This window comes from Klebsiella sp. CN_Kp113 (assembly GCF_040064585.1).
GTDB classification, from domain to species: Bacteria; Pseudomonadota; Gammaproteobacteria; order Enterobacterales; family Enterobacteriaceae; genus Klebsiella; species Klebsiella michiganensis.
The window spans coordinates 44306-60740 of the sequence record NZ_JBEAID010000026.1; the positions used below are offsets into that span (position 1 = coordinate 44306).

Genomic DNA, 16435 nt, shown 5'->3' on the forward strand with positions numbered 1-16435 from the left:
ATGAAAAATACGCTGCTCACTTTTCTTCTTCTCTCGGCGTCGTTGACGGCGTCAGCCTCGTCGCCGCTCACGCCGGCGCAGGAGGCTCGCGTGCAGGCACTGGTCCAGGAGACGCTGCTCAGCCATCCTGAAATTTTGATCGCCGCGGCCGATAAGCTCGATCGGCAGAATGCCCGGGCGGAACAGGAATCGCTCAAGCAGGTGCTGTCGCAGTACGGCGATTTTCTCTTTCACGACCCCCACTCACCGCGAATCGGCGCGCAAAAGCCGAAGCTGACGCTGGTGGTCTTTACGGATCATAACTGTCCGTATTGTAAAAAGTTTGACCCCTATCTGGAGAAGATTGTGGAAAAATACCCGGATGTTGCGGTGATTTTTAAGTTTCTGCCCTGGCGCTCCGAAAGCTCAATGACCGCGGCCAGGGATGCGCTCACCCTGTGGCGCACGCATCCTGAACAGTTCGCCAAATTTAATGCGATCCTGATGGCAAAAAAGGGGTATCACGACGGCGCCAGCCTTGAGCAGGCGAAAAAAAAGGCGGGCGTCATCGTGGCTAAGCCGGATGCGCAAAGCCTGGAGACGATTCAGAAAAGCTTCTCTGTCGCCGAAAAGCTCGGCATTCAGGGAACGCCGGCCACGCTAATTGGCGATGAGATGCTGTCGGGCTGGATCCCCTGGGAGCAATTTGATGCCACAATCGGCGATGCGCTGAAAAAACAGTAACCCACGTCAGGGGGAGCGCTCCCCCTGCATTGAGAGGCGATATGATGAAATATATTTTCCTGCTGGCGGCCTGGATGATACCGGGCCTGGCGCTTGCGGAGGGGGCGATTCCCCAGATAGTTAAAGACTTTGGTGAACAGCAAGGGATCAAAATTATCAAGGAGATAGACTCCCCCGGCGGCGTAAAAGGCTGGGTCGGTCAGTATCAGGATATGGGGGTGACCCTGTTTTTAACCCCGGACGGAAAGCACGTCATTTCCGGGTATCTTTATGATGATAAAGGGCAAAACCTCAGCGAGGGGTATTTTAAAGAAGCGATCTATACCCCATTAGGCCGCGAAATGTGGAAGAAGCTGAACGATGCCGGGCCGCTCAAGGAGGGCGCGGATTCGGCGGCCCGAAAAGTCATCGTCTTCGCCGATCCGTTCTGCCCTTACTGCAAGACGTTCTGGTCGGCGGCGCAGCCGTGGGTAAAAGCCGGTAAGGTCCAGTTGAATACCCTGCTGGTTGCCTTTCTCAACCCGAAAAGCGGCCGATACGCCACGGCAATCCTGAATGCCAAAGATCCGGTAGCCGCCTGGCAAGAGTATGAACTCTCCGGCGGCAAAAAAGTGCCGCGCTTTGACGGCGTGACGCCGCGCGAAACCTTTAATCTTCTTCAGCATAACCAAAAGCTGATGGATGATTTGGGCGCCAGCGCGACGCCGGCCATCTATTACATGAATGAACAGAATGAACTCCAGCAGGTGGTCGGCATGCCCGACAAGAAACAGCTGCTGGAGATGTTCGGACCTGAGCCCTGATGAAGAGCGGGCGTCCCGCGGGGCGCCTTGCCAACCCCGGCCAGAGCTCGTATTTTATGACCTGCTCTGCCCGTCCGGGCCTTCAACGCTTGAGTGATTGAGGAATAATGGAACGTTTATTTGTCTACGGCACGCTGCGTCCGGGCCACTCCAATGCCCATATTATGGACAACATTGGCGGCGAGTGGCTGCCCGGCTATGTGCAGGGTCTGTTTTATGAACGCGGCTGGGGAGCGGCGGCGGATTTTCCGGGGATCGTGCTCGACAACAACGGGCCTCGGGTCGACGGCTACCTGTTCCTGTCCGCGAATCTTAGCGCCCACTGGCCAATGCTGGATGCGTTTGAAGAGGGCTACGACCGCGTTGCCGTTGACGTTACCATGGAAGACGGCCAGCGCGTGACCGCCTGGATCTATCAGCTACAGCCAAAGGTCGCAGCGTAAAACCCTTTCGCCCCGCGCCTGCGGGGCGTCGCTCAGCGCGGGTTTATGCGTCGCGCCAGCCCATTGCCGGCGCAACGTGCTTCAGTATGGACTCAATCACGTGGGCGTTATACTCCACGCCCAGCTGGTTCGGCACCGTCAGTAACAGCGTATCCGCTTCGGCAATCGCCTCGTCCTGCTTCAACTGTTCGACCAGCTTATCCGGCTCGGCGGCGTAGCTACGGCCAAAAATGGCGCGGGTCTTCTCGTCGAGAAAACCTATCGAATCGCTCTCGTCACGGCCTGAACCGAAATACATCCGGTCGCGATCGTTCATCAGAGCGAAAATGCTGCGGCTGACCGAAACCCGCGGCGTGCGCGTATGGCCCGCTTCTGCCCAGGCCTCGCGATAGGCGCGGATCTGCTTCGCCTGCTGGATATGGAACGGCTCACCGGTTTCATCGTCTTTCAGCGTCGAACTTTGCAGGTTCATCCCCAGCGTTGCCGCCCATCTTGCCGTCGCATTCGAACCGGCGCCCCACCAGATTCTCTCGCGCAGCCCTTCAGAATATGGCTCAAGCCGCAGCAGTCCCGGCGGATTGGGGAACATGGGCTGCGGGTTAGGTTTCGCAAACCCCTCTCCGCGCAGCGCGTCCAGCAGCACTTCGGTGTGGCGGCGCGCCATGTCGGACTCGTTTTCGCCCTCGCCGGGAACATAACCAAAATAGCGCCAGCCATCGATCACCTGCTCCGGCGAGCCGCGGCTGATACCCAGCTGTAAACGGCCGCCGGAGATTAAATCCGCCGCGCCCGCATCCTCGGCCATATACAGCGGGTTTTCATAGCGCATATCGATAACGCCGGTGCCGATTTCAATACGTTTGGTTTTCGCCCCGACCGCTGCCAGCAGAGGAAACGGCGAGCTAAGCTGGCGGGCGAAATGATGCACCCTGAAATAGGCGCCATCCGCGCCCAGCTCTTCGGCGGCAACGGCGAGATCGATGGATTGCAGCAGCGCATCAGCGGCCGAACGCGTCCCGGACTGCGGCGATGGCGTCCAGTGACCAAATGACAAAAAGCCAATCTTTTTCATGACGTGGTGTCCTGGGTTGCAGGGAGGTCGTTGGCAGGTGGCGCATAATGAAAAACGTGTCTGCCGCGTTATGCCTCTACTTTACGCATAACCAGGTGAGAATAAATATTGTTTGTTTAACCGAATGCATCAAATAAATTGATTGAGTCTGCCCGGCGGCGCAGACCGCGGCCCGGGCAATAAACACTGGCTCACAGGCCGAATATTGCCTCAATTTCAATTTTGAGATCCGCAGAAAACAGGCGGCTGACTTCTACGAGCGAGCTGGCGGGTAGATGATCGCCGTAGTTCCGGTAAAGCACTTTGCGCAACTCGTCGATCTCATCAAAAGAAGTGATAAAGATCGTGACTTTGATAAGAGAGGAAAAATCGATGCCTTCGGCGCGGGCAACGGTTCGTATCTGCGTAAAAACCTCCTCCGCCTGTGCGCCAATACCGGCCTGCTGCGCACGGGTGCCAAACGCGGTGAGCCCTGAAATATAGAGCGTGTTCCCGTGCTTAACCGAATGAACGTAGGGTGCCTTGACCTCGCCCAGTTCAGGGTAATTTTTTCGTACCATCTGACCCATACACTCCTCCTTATTTAACAAGAAACTGACTTGCCTCACTCGTTCGGCGGTCTTGTCGTCAGCCGCTAAACAGCGGCTGATAAGGCTAATGGCGCGCGCTTTTCATGGCATCCTGCTTGCCCGGATTGCACGGCTCTTTTGTGCCCGGAAGATAAAATTTTCCGGACGAGTCAGGCTGCGTTCCGCCGGGGCAACCATCGCGTCCCGACGCGGTCGAGCTGCCATCAGAGCCATTGCCCCCATCCGAGTTATTCCCATTCCCGCCGTCGCCGCCATTCCCGCCGTTAGCGGCAAAGGCTGAGCATGCGCACAGCATAAAGAAACACACCAAAAAGCGTCTGACCATCACTATCCCCTGTCATCGGATTTAAATACTGACTGAAAGCCGATGAATTGTACGCGCTTCCAGAATCCGTTGAACGCATTTCTGCCGCATCGCCGGATAAGAAAAACCGTACGCAACGCGGCTGTCGTTGCGCTCAGGGACAGGACATGGAATAAGGGAGGAATAATCCTGGGAAAGGCCGTTGTGATATCGCCAGCACGGCTTTCGCTATCGCGGGCGTAACGCTATAAATCGTTATTTATCGCACAGTATGACATGGGTGGCGGCAGGGCCTTTGTCATCTCTTTGGAGTATGGCATATTCAACTTTCTGGCCTTCAAACAGGGTATTAAAATTATCACCACGCAGCGCCGAGCAATGGACCGAGATATCTTTACCGCCATCGAGAGGTGAAATGAAACCAAATCCCTTCGACTCATTATACCACTTGACCAGACCTTTAATTCTTGAGGACATACTGACTCCTTGCGCATCAGGTAATTGACAGAAAACGTGTCGGATTAAACGTATGGACTCAAAAGAAAGGGGGTATCAGCGATAGCGCCTGGTAATGAGAACGGGCCGGTAAAATTTTTAAGTGCATGCGTTTTTTCGGATTAATAATTTCATTAAGGCATGAATACCATTAATAAGCAAATGAAATTTTAGCCATCCAGATACCCCGAAGGGGATAAATAATGAGAAACGGCCTAAATTAATCGCGCTGCGACGGGTGATATGGCTTCACCGCCGGGTGAGCCTGTTCGGAAAAATAAAAAAACATTCTCTGCAGATTCATCCACGTCACCGTAACCAAAAATCGAGTTAACCCAATGAAATACTGAAAGTTATTATCATTGCGTCATCAATAAGTCGCTGGTGAATCACTCCCCCCTCTTCCCGTATCACTCTCCGCCCCGGCAATATCAATTGAAATAAGTCTTGCTATCCGCGATGAAGTATGTGACTAATGATTGGTCGGTTAAGTACACAGACATAATAAAGCGGTTCAGTAAAGCAGTCCTCATCTTAAGTGTTATCCGTTGATAATTCTTCCTTTTGAGTCTCCTTATCGTTATTAATTAGATTCTGTGCGAAACCTTTTCGCCGTAAGGCTCAGATATGTTGAGGTATTATCAATGTCTAATAAAATGACTGGTTTAGTAAAATGGTTTAATGAGTCGAAAGGCTTTGGTTTCATCACCCCGGACAACGGTAGCAAAGATGTGTTTGTACATTTTTCCGCTATCCAGGGCGGCGGTTTTAAAACCCTGAACGAAGGCCAGAAAGTCGAATTCACCATTGAAGATGGCCAGAAAGGCCCTTCTGCCGGTAACGTCTTCGCCATCTAAGCTGCGCTTTATTTGCTGGCGGTAGATTTCAGCTTCGCTGCCGATGATGGACTCACGCCAGTTAAAAAACCCTGACATCATGTCGGGGTTTTTTCGTTATATCGCGAGCCGTCAGGTAATAAAAAAAAAGGCTGGCCTCAGAGTATTCCGTGCTGAATCAAAAAGCCCCACCACGGAATGCCGACAACCATATGCAGCAGAAACGTTAATAAAGCGATTATGGTCCCGGTTAACCACCAGGATTTAATATCGTTATAACCGGCGGCAAAGATAATCGGCCCGGCGGCACCGCCATAGTGCGTGATACAGCCCCCGTAAGAGTTAGAAAACAGGATGGCGAGCGCCAGCAGCGCAGGCGCCGTTCCGGTAACCAGTCCGACGGTGGCGAAGACGGGAACCATAGCCGCGACGTATGCACCGCCGGAGGCGAATAAATAGCGCACGACGATGCTTAAAAAAACAATAATCACAATGGTCGTGTTACCGGCGCCGAGGAAATCCAGATGCTCGGACATAAAGGCGGCAAGCCATTTAAAAAATCCCTCTTTGCTTAAGGTCGCACTCAGTCCAATAATGCCGCCGTACCAGATTAACGTATTCCAGCCGCCCTTATTTTGCAGCACATCATTCCAGCAAATGACATTCGTGAGCAAAGCGCCAGCCATGGCAATCACCGCAACGGAGGATTCATTCAGCCCCAGATAATGAGAAAATATCCAGCCGGAGAGTGCGGAGATAAAGACCACGATCAGCCCTTTCTCTTTCGAACTGATGGGCCCCAGGTCATTCAGGCCCGCAGTGGCTATTTTTACATTGTCTATTTCTTTTAATTGCGGGCGCACTATTTTGTAGGTGATATAAGGAATGACGGCTAACATCAATAGCCCAAGCGGTACCCCCGCCAGAGCCCACCCTACCCAGCTTATGCGGATATGAAAAATATCGGAAATTAACTGTAACGCTAAGGCATTTCCGGCAAACGCGGTCAAAAACATATAGCTGGTGGTTTTAGTCACCATATAGATATTCACCATCAGATAACGTCCGGCCTGACGCGGACTCTCTTTTGGCGTTGAACCTAACACCAGGGCAATGCTATTGATAATCGGGAATACGACGCCGCCGGCGCGTGCGGTGTTAGAGGGCGTCGCCGGTGACAGCATTAAATCCAACAGCGCCGTGACATACCCCAGCCGCAGGGTTGTCCCACCGAACTTTAAAATAAACCAGTACGCCAGACGTTTCCCTAATCCGGTGGTGACAAAAGCGGCGCTCAAAGTAAACGCGCTAAATACCAGCCATGTCGTTCCCGAGGAAAAACCGCTCAGTACATCCATTGACCTGACGGGGGAGTCATCAAATCGTGCCACCGTTAAGCACGACAAGCCTACCGCCGACAGCATGATAACCGGCTCAGGATAAGGCTTACTCACCAGACCTATAATGGATGCCAGGTAGATATCGGCCAGTATCCAGGCTTCTTTCGTTAATCCCGCGGGGGGTGGAATGATGATTGCTAATATAATAATAAAAATAAGCACCGCTATTTTTATTAGCTTTGACTTCAACATGCTTCACCTCGGCTACAATCCGTGTCATTAAAAGCAGAAGCCTCTTTCTTCTGAAGCTTCCGCTGAACAAGTGAGCTATTCACCGTTATTGCTTAATGCAGTAAAGAATTAGCCAGCGAATGTTTTAATAATATTTTTTCCATCATTCGTTGACTGATACTCTGGCAGCCGATCGAAGTTCAGGTAACGATAAATATCGTTCCTTGATGCTTTGATTTTATCCATGTGCCAGAAATATTGTTCAACGGTCGGCATTTTCCCTATCATCGCCGCCACGGCGCTCAGCTCCGCCGATGCTAAAAAAACGTTCGCATCGGTGCCCAGACGATTCGGGAAGTTACGAGTCGATGTTGAAACAACGGAACTGCCCTGACGTACCCGCGCCTGGTTCCCCATACACAGCGAACAGCCGGCGGGTTCGATTCTGGCGCCCGTTTTTATAAACTGATTAAAGTAGCCTTCACTGGCAAGCTGACGCGCATCCATTTTCGTCGGCGGAGCCAGCCACAGCCGTACGGGTATCTCGCGGGCGTCGGCAATAATTTTACCGGCGGCGCGGAAATGGCCAATATTCGTCATGCAGGAGCCAATAAAGACCTCATCTATCGGCGTACGCGCGACTTCCGACAGCAGCCGGGCGTCATCCGGATCGTTCGGCGCACAGACGATGGGTTCGGTAATTTCCGTGAGATCGATCTCAATCACCGCGGCATATTCGGCGTTCTCATCGGCCACCAGCAGCGACGGATTCGCCAGCCATGCCTCAATTTCCGCAATTCGCCGCGCCAGCGTGTCGGCATTTTCATAACCCTGATTAATCATCCAGCGTAGCAATGTGGCATTGGAGCGCAGGTATTCCGCCACGTTCTCCTCTTCCAGACGCAGCACGCACGCCGCTGCGGAGCGTTCGGCCGAGGCGTCGGCCAGTTCAAAGGCCTGCTCCGCTTTCAGCATCCCGAGCCCTTCGATTTCCAGGATACGGCCGGAGAAAATATTGATCTTATTTTTTTTCTCCACCGTCAGTAATCCCTGCTTGCGGGCATAGAGCGGAATAGCGTGAACCAGATCGCGCAGGGTTATCCCCTGCTGCATCTCTCCCGTAAAACGGACCAGTACGGACTCCGGCATATCCAGCGGCATAATGCCCGTTGCCGCAGCAAAGGCCACCAGCCCGGAGCCCCCGGGAAAAGAGATGCCAAGCGGGAAACGGGTGTGCGAATCCGCCCCGGTCCCCACGGTATCAGGAATCAGCATACGGTTAAGCCAGGAGTGGATAATGCCATCACCCGGCTTCAGCGCCACGCCGTTTCGGCGGCTGATAAACTCGGGCAGCGTTTCATGCAGCTTCACATCAACCGGCTTGGGATAGGCCGAAGTATGGCAGAAAGACTGCATAACCAAATCAGCGGAAAAATTCAGGCAGGCCAGATCGGTAAGCTCATCGCGCGTCATTCCTCCGGTGGTATCCTGCGAACCGACGGTGGTGACTCGCGGCTCGCAGTACTGTCCTGGTCGGATCCCGGCAACGCCGCAGGCTCTCCCCACTATTTTCTGCGCCAGCGTAAAGCCGGGGGCGGAGGGTGCCGGCGCTTTCGGCCGGCGGAAAACGTCGGAGGGCGCAAGGTTCAGTGATTGCCGCGCTCTGGCCGTCAGGCTGCGGCCAATAATCAGCGGAATGCGCCCTCCGGCGCGCACTTCATCCAGCAGAACGTCCGTTTTCAGGGAAAATGAGGTGACAGGACGCTGGCTGTGGGCTTCGCAAATTTCCCCGCGATACGGATAGAGATCAATCAGCATTCCCGTGGATAGCGCGGAAACATCCATTTCAAGGGGCAGCGCGCCGGAATCTTCCAGGGTATTAAAAAAGATGGGCGCAATATTGCCGCCAAAAACAAAGCCGCCGCTTCGTTTATTCGGCACCCATGGAATATCGTTGCCAAGGTGCCATAAAATAGAGTTAGTGGCCGATTTTCGCGAAGAGCCGGTGCCGACGACATCGCCGACGTAGACCAGCGGATAGCCCTCTTTCTTTAACTGCTCTAGCTGTCGTATCGGCCCGCGGCTTCCCGGTTCATCCGGGCTGACGCCGTCGCGCGGATGACACAACATGGACAAGGCATGCAGAGGAATATCCGGACGTGACCATGCCTCGGGCGCAGGGGACAAATCATCAGTATTGGTTTCCCCCGTCACTTTGAATACTTTCAGCGTGATCTTCTCCGGCAGCGCCGGACGACGTAAAAACCATTCGGCGTCGGCCCATGACTGAATCACTTTTTGCGCCCAGGCATTTCCTTGTTTCGCCTTTTCTTCCACATCCTTAAATTTTTCAAAAATAAGCAGCGTGGCGCTTAATTGTTCCGCTGCGCTGCTGGCCCAGCGGGGATCGTCCAGTAAGTGAATGAGCGGTTGAATATTATAACCGCCCTGCATGGTGCCCAGCAGTTCAATAGCCTGCTGAGGCGCAATAATACTCGCCGGGTTTTCTTCTTTGATCTGCTGATAAAGAAAATCGGCTTTAATCTTCGCCGCCGGATCGACGCCCGGCGGCACGCGATGCGCTAACAGCTGTACAAGGGCATGTTTATCATCGCAGGTCTTGCTGGTCAGTAATGTAATTAATTCTTGCGTTTGCTCAGCGGTTAACGGCTTCGGTGGAATATTTTTTTCAGCGCGTTCGTCCACATGCTTATTATAAGCTTCTAACATATGCTCTCCGTTTCAGATGTTATTTATCTGAAGGTTGTTTATGTAATAGCGATATTCGGTTGGTAAAATTAACTTTTAATAAATTGCGGTAAGCCTTCACAAAATTCTGCTAACTGCTCCAGACCATAATTCCACTCCCCGAATCCGGACTCAGCATTAATATGCCCGGCGTCACCCAGATCGATTAACCGCCCTCCCCAGCATTGCGCCCAGTACTGCGCTCGCTTAAAGGTCATTAACGGATCGTTTCGGCTGGCAAACAGGAGGCTGGGCACCCGCAGCCTCTCGGGAAGTACCGCCTCGTCCAGTTCGAAGAGCGATGGCTCCGCAGGCGCAACCATGACGATACCCGCGATGTTCACCTTTTGCGTCTGAATCAGGCGACATGCGGCGAGCGCCCCAAAGCTGTGGCCGACCAGCACGGCCGGCCGCTGACAGGTAGCCAGCTCCCGACGGATAGCGGATACCCAGGCATCGATATCCGGCTCCAGCCAGTTCCGCTGGCTTATCCGCTTCCAAAAAGGAAAACGACGACTCCAACAGCTTTGCCAGTGATGCTCATCGCTGTCTCGCAGGCCCGGTACCAGAATAATCGTCAACTTCTCGCTGAGCTGTTCCAGACGTTGGGTAGTCATAAAGCCTTCCTCTCCACGTTCAGTACCGCCCGTCAGGCCGGGTAATGGGAAAGTACCCAGCCAACGGCAAGGAGATCCGCGCTGCCGCCAGGGCTAATATTTCTGTCAATCAACGCCTTATCCATGTGTCTCAGCGCTTTTCTGAGCTTTTCACCCGCCAGGTGTTCTATATTCAGAACGCGTTGCGCATAGCGCTGCACATACTGCAGGCCGCTCAGCCCGCCCCGGGACACCACATTGGTATCGGGGTTGAAGGCCATCAGGGCCAGCAGCATCCTGAGCAGCGCATCCTGCTCAGATAACCCCTCCCGCCGCGCTTTCTGCCACTGCGGCAGCCCGAACTGCCTGACGGTATAAAAGCCGTTCTCAGCCTCACCTCGCGCGCCGCTAAACCCGAAGCGCTGAAAAATATGCTCGCCTTTGGTTTTAGCGAGGCCCTTTCTTTTCAGTTCCTGGCTAACCAGGCCCGCGCACATCGTGCGCGTTTCCTCGCACAGATTGCGCTGGCTAAGCATCTGGTTGCGCTTAACAAGACGCCCAGCGGCGGCGCACAGCAGGCCAAGGGAAAAAATGCCGCCTTTGTGGGTGTTTACTCCCCCCGTGGCGTTAAACATCGCCTGTTCGCAGGCCAGTCCTGTGGGCCTTATCGCCAATAGCGTCTGCGGGGCAGGCAAATCCGCCGTCGCCTTTCCCTGCGCAAAAAAGCGCGGAAACCAGGGCGAGACGGCGCGAATACTGGCCATAAACAGCGCGATGTTCATATCACGATGCGCACCATTGTTCTCGCCATCAACCAGCCCGGGCTTTGGCGTTAATCTCACTTCCCGATACATCGCCTCGGCAGCCAGCCAGGCGATGCTTTCCCGTTGCTCAGCCCGTTCAGCGTTGACCGCGAAAATAGTCATAGGCTAAATCCTCAATCACTTGCGCAAGTTCATTCTGAGAATGGCGGCGCATACGGGAACAGACGTGGGCAGCCTCATTGCAAATGAAGCATTTGCGCATCGGCTGTCGGATCGCGCTGCGCTTAATTAATCCGGATGTGGGACAAAAGACATCGATATCCCACAGACGCCCGAGAGGATGATGATCTTCAAGATGCGCCGTCACGTGCTTGATCATCCAGGCTGGCGCCGCTACGGACCAGAACGCTTCGGGCCCGGTGGGCTGAAAACGAACGTCGTGTCTGGAAACGCCCCAGCGATGTTTCCGCAGCAGCTGGCTGAACGCGTCCGTCGCCTCCGCCATAACCTGCCGGGCAAGCGGCGTATCTTTTACCTCTCCAGGCCAGACGAGCGTGGTGGATACCATCGGTTGTTCGAAGCGGCGCAGCCACGCCTGTTGTACACTCGCGCGCGCTTCTCTGGCTTTGAGGACTTCCTCAAGGGTGAGAGGGGCGCAGGAAGCGTTTGTTGTTTCGCCGATCATTCTTTCACCTGCCTTACCACGTCAATGACGCTGCCATCGCGATAACGCACGACGCCGACAATGCGCGAGGTAAACTCAATAGGTTTGGGCTCGCCAGAAATCACCAGCGATGTCTGATAAAGCGCTTCGATGTCAACGACCGGCAAACCAGCCGCCGTCAGCCTCTCTTTGACTTCCGGACGGGCAGGATTCACGGCAATGCCGTGGTCGGTGACGAGCACGTCAATACTCTCTCCCGGCGTTACGCGGGTCGTGACGTGCCTGACGACGGTGGGAATGCGGCTGCGGATCAGGGGCGCGACCACGATAGTTAAATTTGCCGCCGCCGCGACATCGCAATGTCCGCCCGATGCCCCGCGCATCACGCCGTCGGAGCCGGTCAGAACGTTGACGTTAAAATCCGTATCAATTTCCAGGGCGCTTAAGATGACGATATCCACGCGGTCGCAGCAGGCGGCTTTCGCCGCCGGGTTGGCGTAAACGCTGGTCGAGATTTCAACGTGGTGCGGATTTTTCGCCAGCGACTCCCCCGCCGCGCCATCAAAACTTTGTGTATCCAGCAGCTTAGTAATCAGCCCCTTTTCATGCAGATCGACAATACTGCCGGTAATGCCGCCTAAGGCAAAGCTGGCGACGATATTGTGTTTCCTCATGCGGGATTCCAGGAATCGCGTACAGGCGGTGGACGCCGCGCCCGATCCCGTTTGCAGAGAAAAACCATCGCGAAAATAACCGGAATGCTCAATGACGTCCGCAGCAGACCGCGCGATCATCAGCTCTCGCGGATTGCTGGTCACGCGCGCGGCGCCAACGCTGATTTTCGCCGGGTCGCCTACGCTGTCGATTTTGACAATATAATCAACCTGATCCTGAATAATGCTGGCCGGCATATACGGAAACGGCTCAATGCTTTCCGTCAGCAAAACCACCTTGCGGGCATATTTTGCATCGACCATCGCGTAGCCAAGCGAGCCGCATCGGGATTTGCCGCCGCTGCCGCTGGCATTGCCATATTCGTCGCAGCAGGAGACCGCCAGGAACGCGACATCAATATTAATTTCACCCTTTTCAATCAGATTGACCCTGCCGCCGTGCGAGTGGATCTGTACCGGCTCCTCCATCAGGCCGTGTGAAATCGCATCCGCTAATTCACCACGCATCCCTGAGGTATAGATTTTGCTAATAACGCCGTGTTTAATATGCTCGATCAGCGGCGCGTTGCAGGTCATCAGGGAACTTGACGCCAGCGTCAGCCCTCGCAGCCCTTTTTCCGCCAGCCTGGCCATAACGTAGTTAATCACTTGATCACCCTCGCGGAAGGCGTGATGAAATGAAACGGTCATCCCATCGCGTAAATCGCAGCGCGATAAAACTTCATCCAGCGTGTCAAAAAGTTTGCGCTGATATTTTTGCCGGGTATCCGCAAGATAGGGCGTATGGGTATTTGCGCCGGTAAATACCTCATACTGATGCTGGGCGCCGGATATATTATGAAGGGCTTCGGTTAATTGATTCATAGTTAAATCCTGTTGCTGGTGACTGAATGGAGATTATTGCCGGATGCCGGAGGCATTTTTACGTTCAATAACCACCCGGGCATGGTTGATGATCGGCGCGTCAATCATTTTGCCGTTCAGTGAAATCACCCCAAGTCCGCTACGCTCCCCTTCTTCGGCCGCGGCAATAACACGCTCCGCGTAATCAACTTCTTCCTGAGTGGGGGCATAGGCATTATGTAAGATCTCTATCTGCCGCGGATTAATAAGCGACTTACCGTTAAAGCCCATACGTTTAATCAAATCCACTTCTTTCAAAAAGCCGGCCTCGTCATTAATATCGGCATAGACCACGTCAAACGCATCAATACCTGCCCCGCGGGCCGCATGTAATACCGCGCAGCGCGCGTAAAACAGCTCGGTACCGTCGCCGCGTTCCGTTTGCATATCCATGACGTAATCAAACGCCGCCAGCGCAATCCCCATCAGGCGTTGAGAGGACCTGGCGATAGCGACGGCATTAATGACCCCCACCGCCGATTCAATCGCCGCCATCAGCTGCGTAGAGCCCACCGGGCGGCCGCAGCTCTCTTCAATACGCACAATTTCACGCTCAAGCTGGTAAATATCTTCCGGCGTATCGGTTTTGGGTAAACGGATAACATCGACGCCGGCGCGCACCGCCGCTTCCAGGTCTTTTAAGCCAAATGGCGTATTCAGCGGATTAATCCTGACAACGGTTTCAATATCTTTATACATAGGATGCTGTAGCGCATGGAACACCAGCAGCCGCGCGCTGTCTTTCTCTTTCAACGAGACCGCATCTTCCAGGTCAAACATGATTGAATCGGGTTTATAAATAAAGGCTGTTGAAAGCATAGCGGCGCTTGAACCCGGTAAAAAAAGCATGCTACGGCGTAATTTTTTCATCATAATTTTTCCCACGCAATTTCGTTGCTGGCCGTTCCCCGTAAAATCGCCGCCTGCATTCTGGCGCGGATAACGCAGTCCAGCGCACCCTTATCCTCAACAATAATTTGCCCCTGCGTAACGTTTAATGCGGAAAGTGTTTCATTAACCACCGCCGTAATCTGTTCACCAAATTGTTTGTACACTTCGCTGTTGATAGTAATATCGAGCCCATCATCGTAGGGGCTGACTTTGACAACCAGGTCGCTGGATTCCAGCGTCCCGGCGATTGCCGCATGTAATATTTTCATATAAATATCCTGAACAATGATTTATTAAGCATCAACCATATCTAAATCGGGCTGCTTAGATTGATTCGCTGATAACCATTTATATAAATAAGGCATCGTAGTTGCAGGCACCATACTTTTAACGGTGTGCATATCTTCGTGACTTAACAATTTCCTGACCGCAGAGGCGGAGATGGGAAGATTATTCATATCGGTCATCCGCTGAATCTCATTCACCTTGATACTGGCGGCAGGTATTGTCATCTCATCCTCCAGCCAGTGATGCATTGCGTCATTATATTGCGCGGTCACCTTACAGAAGGGTTCAGTACCAACAAAGCGCTGATTAATATTTAAAGCCGGTGCAATGTAACGGCGGAACATAAGCAAATCTATTGCGGCATACACCTCGTTAATAATTTGTTTTTCTTTGAGAAAGTAACCGGGGAATGTTCCTCGAGAAATAATATATTTTGAGCCAGGATGGACCGTAATATTAGGCAGATGCCGTGACCCCTCCTGAACCATGGCAAACCGTTGCCGAAAGGAAAACGTGGACAGATCTTCCTCAACGACAAAGACATGCAGCCAGTCGCACGCTTTTGCAGCCTGCTCAATCAGATACTGGTGCCCTAACGTAAAGGGATTTGCATTCATCACAATCCCGCCGATATTTCCGGCCGTCACCAAATGCTGGCCCCGCAGTTGGCGGCAGTAGCGATGGATGCCAACCGGCGAATTCTCCATCAGCGTCGCCCTGTTATCGAGGGTGACCAAAGGATAAAATCCGCATCCCTGGAACGACCGCACATTATCCGGACACGTCAGGAGAAAAAGCTGATGTTCGCCGTTCTGAACAGCCTGCAGCTCCGCTTCATGAATGATCTTCAGGCCTAGCGCCGTCCCGCGCCACTCTCTGGCAACCGCAATGCATTTTAACGTATTCCCCGCAAGCCCGGCGCAGGCAACCAGCTGCCGCTGGCAGCGCGCGACAACAAATTGCTCAATGTCGCCGTCGATGCCTAATCCATTGTTCTTCAGAAAGAGAATAATTTCGTCTCTGAAGGTACCGTTGCTAGTTTCCACTTTCTCGAATTCTAGCGTTTGGTCGGTGTACATCTTGTTTCTCCTGCCCATACCTTAATGAGCGTCAAATAATCTTGTCTGAGCCCGCGGAGACGACGACATCTGCAATTCGTGCTGCGGTTTTGATTCGACAATCGTATTCATGAGATGCCCAATATTTTCAATTACCACCTCGACCCGATCGCCTTCGTGCATAAAGAGTGGGGGCGTTCTTTTTTTACCGACGCCGCCAGGGGAGCCGGTAATAATGACATCGCCGGCGCTGAGCGCCGTAAAAGTACTGATATAGCTAATCAGATCGGCAACTTTATGGATCATACTGCTCGTCGAATCATTCTGAACCATAATGCCGTTCAAATAGGTTTGAATAGACAAGCGGTGGGGATCGGGTATTTCATCAACGGTTGTCAGGCAGGGACCAAACGCGCCGGTCTGCCGCCAGTTTTTCCCGGCGGTAAACCAGGCATGCTGCCAGTCGCGCACCGATCCATCCATATAGCAGCTATAGCCTGCAACATGGCTCAGGGCAGCGTCAGTATCGATATTCATACCCGGTTTGCCAATAATAACGGCCAGCTCACCTTCATAATCAAATTCATTGGATAGCGCGGGTTTTAATATCGGCGTTGCATGACCGGTTTGCGAGTCAGGAAAACGAATAAAGAGGGTCGGCGCATCGCTGGTTTCAGAAAACTCTTTTCTTTTTTCCGCATAGTTCATACCGACGCAGAAAATTTTCCCTGGATTTTCAATGACCGGTAAAAAAGTAATATCAGCCATCATGACATCGACCGGATAATTAACATATTGGCCGGCGATATCAATAGCACCCCACTGCAGTAAGTCCTTCAGCGTACGATATTGATGACCAATCTTGCTACCCAGGTCAATAATGCCTGTATCCGTCAATATTCCATAACTCTTACGACCATGATGAACATAGCTTGCTAATTTCATGATGACACCTTACTAACATTGAATTTCTTTACTCACGCCACTGGAGATGACGTGAGTCATTCACTTC

Annotated in this window: 17 protein-coding genes; 4 read left to right on the top strand and 13 right to left on the bottom strand. The window is 53.1% G+C overall.

The genetic code is table 11. The features are described 5' to 3' along the window. The 3 genes from ABLV30_RS18025 to ABLV30_RS18035 all read left to right on the top strand — a co-directional run bounded on the left by ABLV30_RS18025 (nt 1) and on the right by ABLV30_RS18035 (nt 1969). Nucleotides 1-723 carry a DsbA family protein gene (locus tag ABLV30_RS18025; protein ID WP_046877440.1) on the top strand — a complete coding sequence of 241 codons (723 nt, stop codon included), beginning with the start codon at nt 1-3 and terminating at the stop codon, nt 721-723. Nucleotides 724-767: 44 nt separating this feature from the next. Beyond that, nucleotides 768-1526, top strand: coding sequence for a thiol:disulfide interchange protein DsbG (dsbG, locus tag ABLV30_RS18030; RefSeq protein WP_109240741.1), 759 nt, complete (start codon nt 768-770; stop codon nt 1524-1526). Between the two features lie 107 nt (nt 1527-1633). Continuing rightward, nucleotides 1634-1969: a gamma-glutamylcyclotransferase family protein gene (locus ABLV30_RS18035; protein WP_014228743.1), complete on the top strand. Its 336-nt coding sequence runs from the start codon at nt 1634-1636 to the stop codon at nt 1967-1969. Between the two features lie 43 nt (nt 1970-2012). Here the strand turns inward: ABLV30_RS18035 and ABLV30_RS18040 are convergent, their stop codons facing one another. The 3 genes from ABLV30_RS18040 to ABLV30_RS18050 all read right to left on the bottom strand — a co-directional run bounded on the left by ABLV30_RS18040 (nt 2013) and on the right by ABLV30_RS18050 (nt 4412). After that, complete coding sequence (locus tag ABLV30_RS18040) at nt 2013-3041, bottom strand: LLM class flavin-dependent oxidoreductase (protein ID WP_014228742.1); 1029 nt, start codon at nt 3039-3041, stop codon at nt 2013-2015. A 191-nt stretch (nt 3042-3232) separates the two neighbouring features. After that, a complete protein-coding gene (locus ABLV30_RS18045) occupies nt 3233-3610 on the bottom strand; it encodes a RidA family protein (RefSeq protein WP_048263131.1) in 378 nt (125 codons plus the stop codon). A gap of 580 nt (nt 3611-4190) precedes the next feature. Beyond that, nucleotides 4191-4412 carry a cold-shock protein gene (locus tag ABLV30_RS18050; protein ID WP_064358333.1) on the bottom strand — a complete coding sequence of 74 codons (222 nt, stop codon included), beginning with the start codon at nt 4410-4412 and terminating at the stop codon, nt 4191-4193. A 662-nt stretch (nt 4413-5074) separates the two neighbouring features. Here ABLV30_RS18050 and ABLV30_RS18055 point away from each other — a divergent pair. After that, entirely contained in the window at nt 5075-5287 is a 213-nt protein-coding gene (locus ABLV30_RS18055) for a cold-shock protein (protein ID WP_004849644.1), read from the top strand. Between the two features lie 137 nt (nt 5288-5424). Here ABLV30_RS18055 and ABLV30_RS18060 read toward each other — a convergent pair whose 3' ends face one another. The 10 genes from ABLV30_RS18060 to ABLV30_RS18105 all read right to left on the bottom strand — a co-directional run bounded on the left by ABLV30_RS18060 (nt 5425) and on the right by ABLV30_RS18105 (nt 16368). Then, nucleotides 5425-6858, bottom strand: coding sequence for an anion permease (locus ABLV30_RS18060; protein WP_265800569.1), 1434 nt, complete (start codon nt 6856-6858; stop codon nt 5425-5427). A 108-nt stretch (nt 6859-6966) separates the two neighbouring features. Further along, complete coding sequence (gene acnB, locus ABLV30_RS18065) at nt 6967-9567, bottom strand: bifunctional aconitate hydratase 2/2-methylisocitrate dehydratase (RefSeq protein WP_265800568.1); 2601 nt, start codon at nt 9565-9567, stop codon at nt 6967-6969. 68 nt (nt 9568-9635) lie between these two features. Continuing rightward, complete coding sequence (locus ABLV30_RS18070; RefSeq protein WP_014838027.1) at nt 9636-10202, bottom strand: alpha/beta hydrolase; 567 nt, start codon at nt 10200-10202, stop codon at nt 9636-9638. Between the two features lie 32 nt (nt 10203-10234). Continuing rightward, the gene (gene citG, locus ABLV30_RS18075) at nt 10235-11107 is read right to left on the bottom strand and encodes a triphosphoribosyl-dephospho-CoA synthase CitG (protein WP_143439634.1); all 873 of its coding nucleotides are present in this window, start codon (nt 11105-11107) and stop codon (nt 10235-10237) included. Next, on the bottom strand, nt 11082-11630 hold the full coding sequence (gene citX / locus ABLV30_RS18080) for a citrate lyase holo-[acyl-carrier protein] synthase (protein WP_014228731.1): 549 nt from the start codon (nt 11628-11630) through the stop codon (nt 11082-11084). Before citX ends, citG begins: the two co-directional genes overlap by 26 nt. Further along, nucleotides 11627-13147: a citrate lyase subunit alpha gene (citF, locus tag ABLV30_RS18085; RefSeq protein ID WP_032749691.1), complete on the bottom strand. Its 1521-nt coding sequence runs from the start codon at nt 13145-13147 to the stop codon at nt 11627-11629. The genes citX and citF overlap by 4 nt, the downstream gene beginning before the upstream one ends. A 33-nt stretch (nt 13148-13180) precedes the next feature. Beyond that, entirely contained in the window at nt 13181-14056 is an 876-nt protein-coding gene (citE, locus tag ABLV30_RS18090; RefSeq protein WP_014228729.1) for a citrate (pro-3S)-lyase subunit beta, read from the bottom strand. Continuing rightward, nucleotides 14056-14346: a citrate lyase acyl carrier protein gene (gene citD, locus ABLV30_RS18095; RefSeq protein WP_004849626.1), complete on the bottom strand. Its 291-nt coding sequence runs from the start codon at nt 14344-14346 to the stop codon at nt 14056-14058. Before citD ends, citE begins: the two co-directional genes overlap by 1 nt. Before the next feature lie 24 nt (nt 14347-14370). Next, complete coding sequence (gene citC / locus ABLV30_RS18100; protein WP_014228728.1) at nt 14371-15444, bottom strand: [citrate (pro-3S)-lyase] ligase; 1074 nt, start codon at nt 15442-15444, stop codon at nt 14371-14373. Nucleotides 15445-15465: 21 nt separating this feature from the next. Next, complete coding sequence (locus ABLV30_RS18105) at nt 15466-16368, bottom strand: fumarylacetoacetate hydrolase family protein (RefSeq protein ID WP_048263141.1); 903 nt, start codon at nt 16366-16368, stop codon at nt 15466-15468. Between the last annotated feature and the right edge of the window lie 67 nt (nt 16369-16435).

What these genes read in the sequence shown, in the direction of transcription:
- citG (WP_143439634.1), bottom strand. Translation starts at nt 11,107, where the DNA reads ATGACTATTTTCGCGGTCAACGCTGAACGGGCTGAGCAACGGGAAAGC.
- ABLV30_RS18035 (WP_014228743.1), top strand. Translation starts at nt 1,634, where the DNA reads ATGGAACGTTTATTTGTCTACGGCACGCTGCGTCCGGGCCACTCCAAT.
- dsbG (WP_109240741.1), top strand. Translation starts at nt 768, where the DNA reads ATGAAATATATTTTCCTGCTGGCGGCCTGGATGATACCGGGCCTGGCG.
- acnB (WP_265800568.1), bottom strand. Translation starts at nt 9,567, where the DNA reads ATGTTAGAAGCTTATAATAAGCATGTGGACGAACGCGCTGAAAAAAAT.
- ABLV30_RS18040 (WP_014228742.1), bottom strand. Translation starts at nt 3,041, where the DNA reads ATGAAAAAGATTGGCTTTTTGTCATTTGGTCACTGGACGCCATCGCCG.
- ABLV30_RS18060 (WP_265800569.1), bottom strand. Translation starts at nt 6,858, where the DNA reads ATGTTGAAGTCAAAGCTAATAAAAATAGCGGTGCTTATTTTTATTATT.
- ABLV30_RS18050 (WP_064358333.1), bottom strand. Translation starts at nt 4,412, where the DNA reads ATGTCCTCAAGAATTAAAGGTCTGGTCAAGTGGTATAATGAGTCGAAG.
- citC (WP_014228728.1), bottom strand. Translation starts at nt 15,444, where the DNA reads ATGTACACCGACCAAACGCTAGAATTCGAGAAAGTGGAAACTAGCAAC.
- ABLV30_RS18070 (WP_014838027.1), bottom strand. Translation starts at nt 10,202, where the DNA reads ATGACTACCCAACGTCTGGAACAGCTCAGCGAGAAGTTGACGATTATT.
- citD (WP_004849626.1), bottom strand. Translation starts at nt 14,346, where the DNA reads ATGAAAATATTACATGCGGCAATCGCCGGGACGCTGGAATCCAGCGAC.
- ABLV30_RS18055 (WP_004849644.1), top strand. Translation starts at nt 5,075, where the DNA reads ATGTCTAATAAAATGACTGGTTTAGTAAAATGGTTTAATGAGTCGAAA.
- citX (WP_014228731.1), bottom strand. Translation starts at nt 11,630, where the DNA reads ATGATCGGCGAAACAACAAACGCTTCCTGCGCCCCTCTCACCCTTGAG.
- ABLV30_RS18025 (WP_046877440.1), top strand. Translation starts at nt 1, where the DNA reads ATGAAAAATACGCTGCTCACTTTTCTTCTTCTCTCGGCGTCGTTGACG.
- ABLV30_RS18045 (WP_048263131.1), bottom strand. Translation starts at nt 3,610, where the DNA reads ATGGGTCAGATGGTACGAAAAAATTACCCTGAACTGGGCGAGGTCAAG.
- citF (WP_032749691.1), bottom strand. Translation starts at nt 13,147, where the DNA reads ATGAATCAATTAACCGAAGCCCTTCATAATATATCCGGCGCCCAGCAT.
- ABLV30_RS18105 (WP_048263141.1), bottom strand. Translation starts at nt 16,368, where the DNA reads ATGAAATTAGCAAGCTATGTTCATCATGGTCGTAAGAGTTATGGAATA.
- citE (WP_014228729.1), bottom strand. Translation starts at nt 14,056, where the DNA reads ATGAAAAAATTACGCCGTAGCATGCTTTTTTTACCGGGTTCAAGCGCC.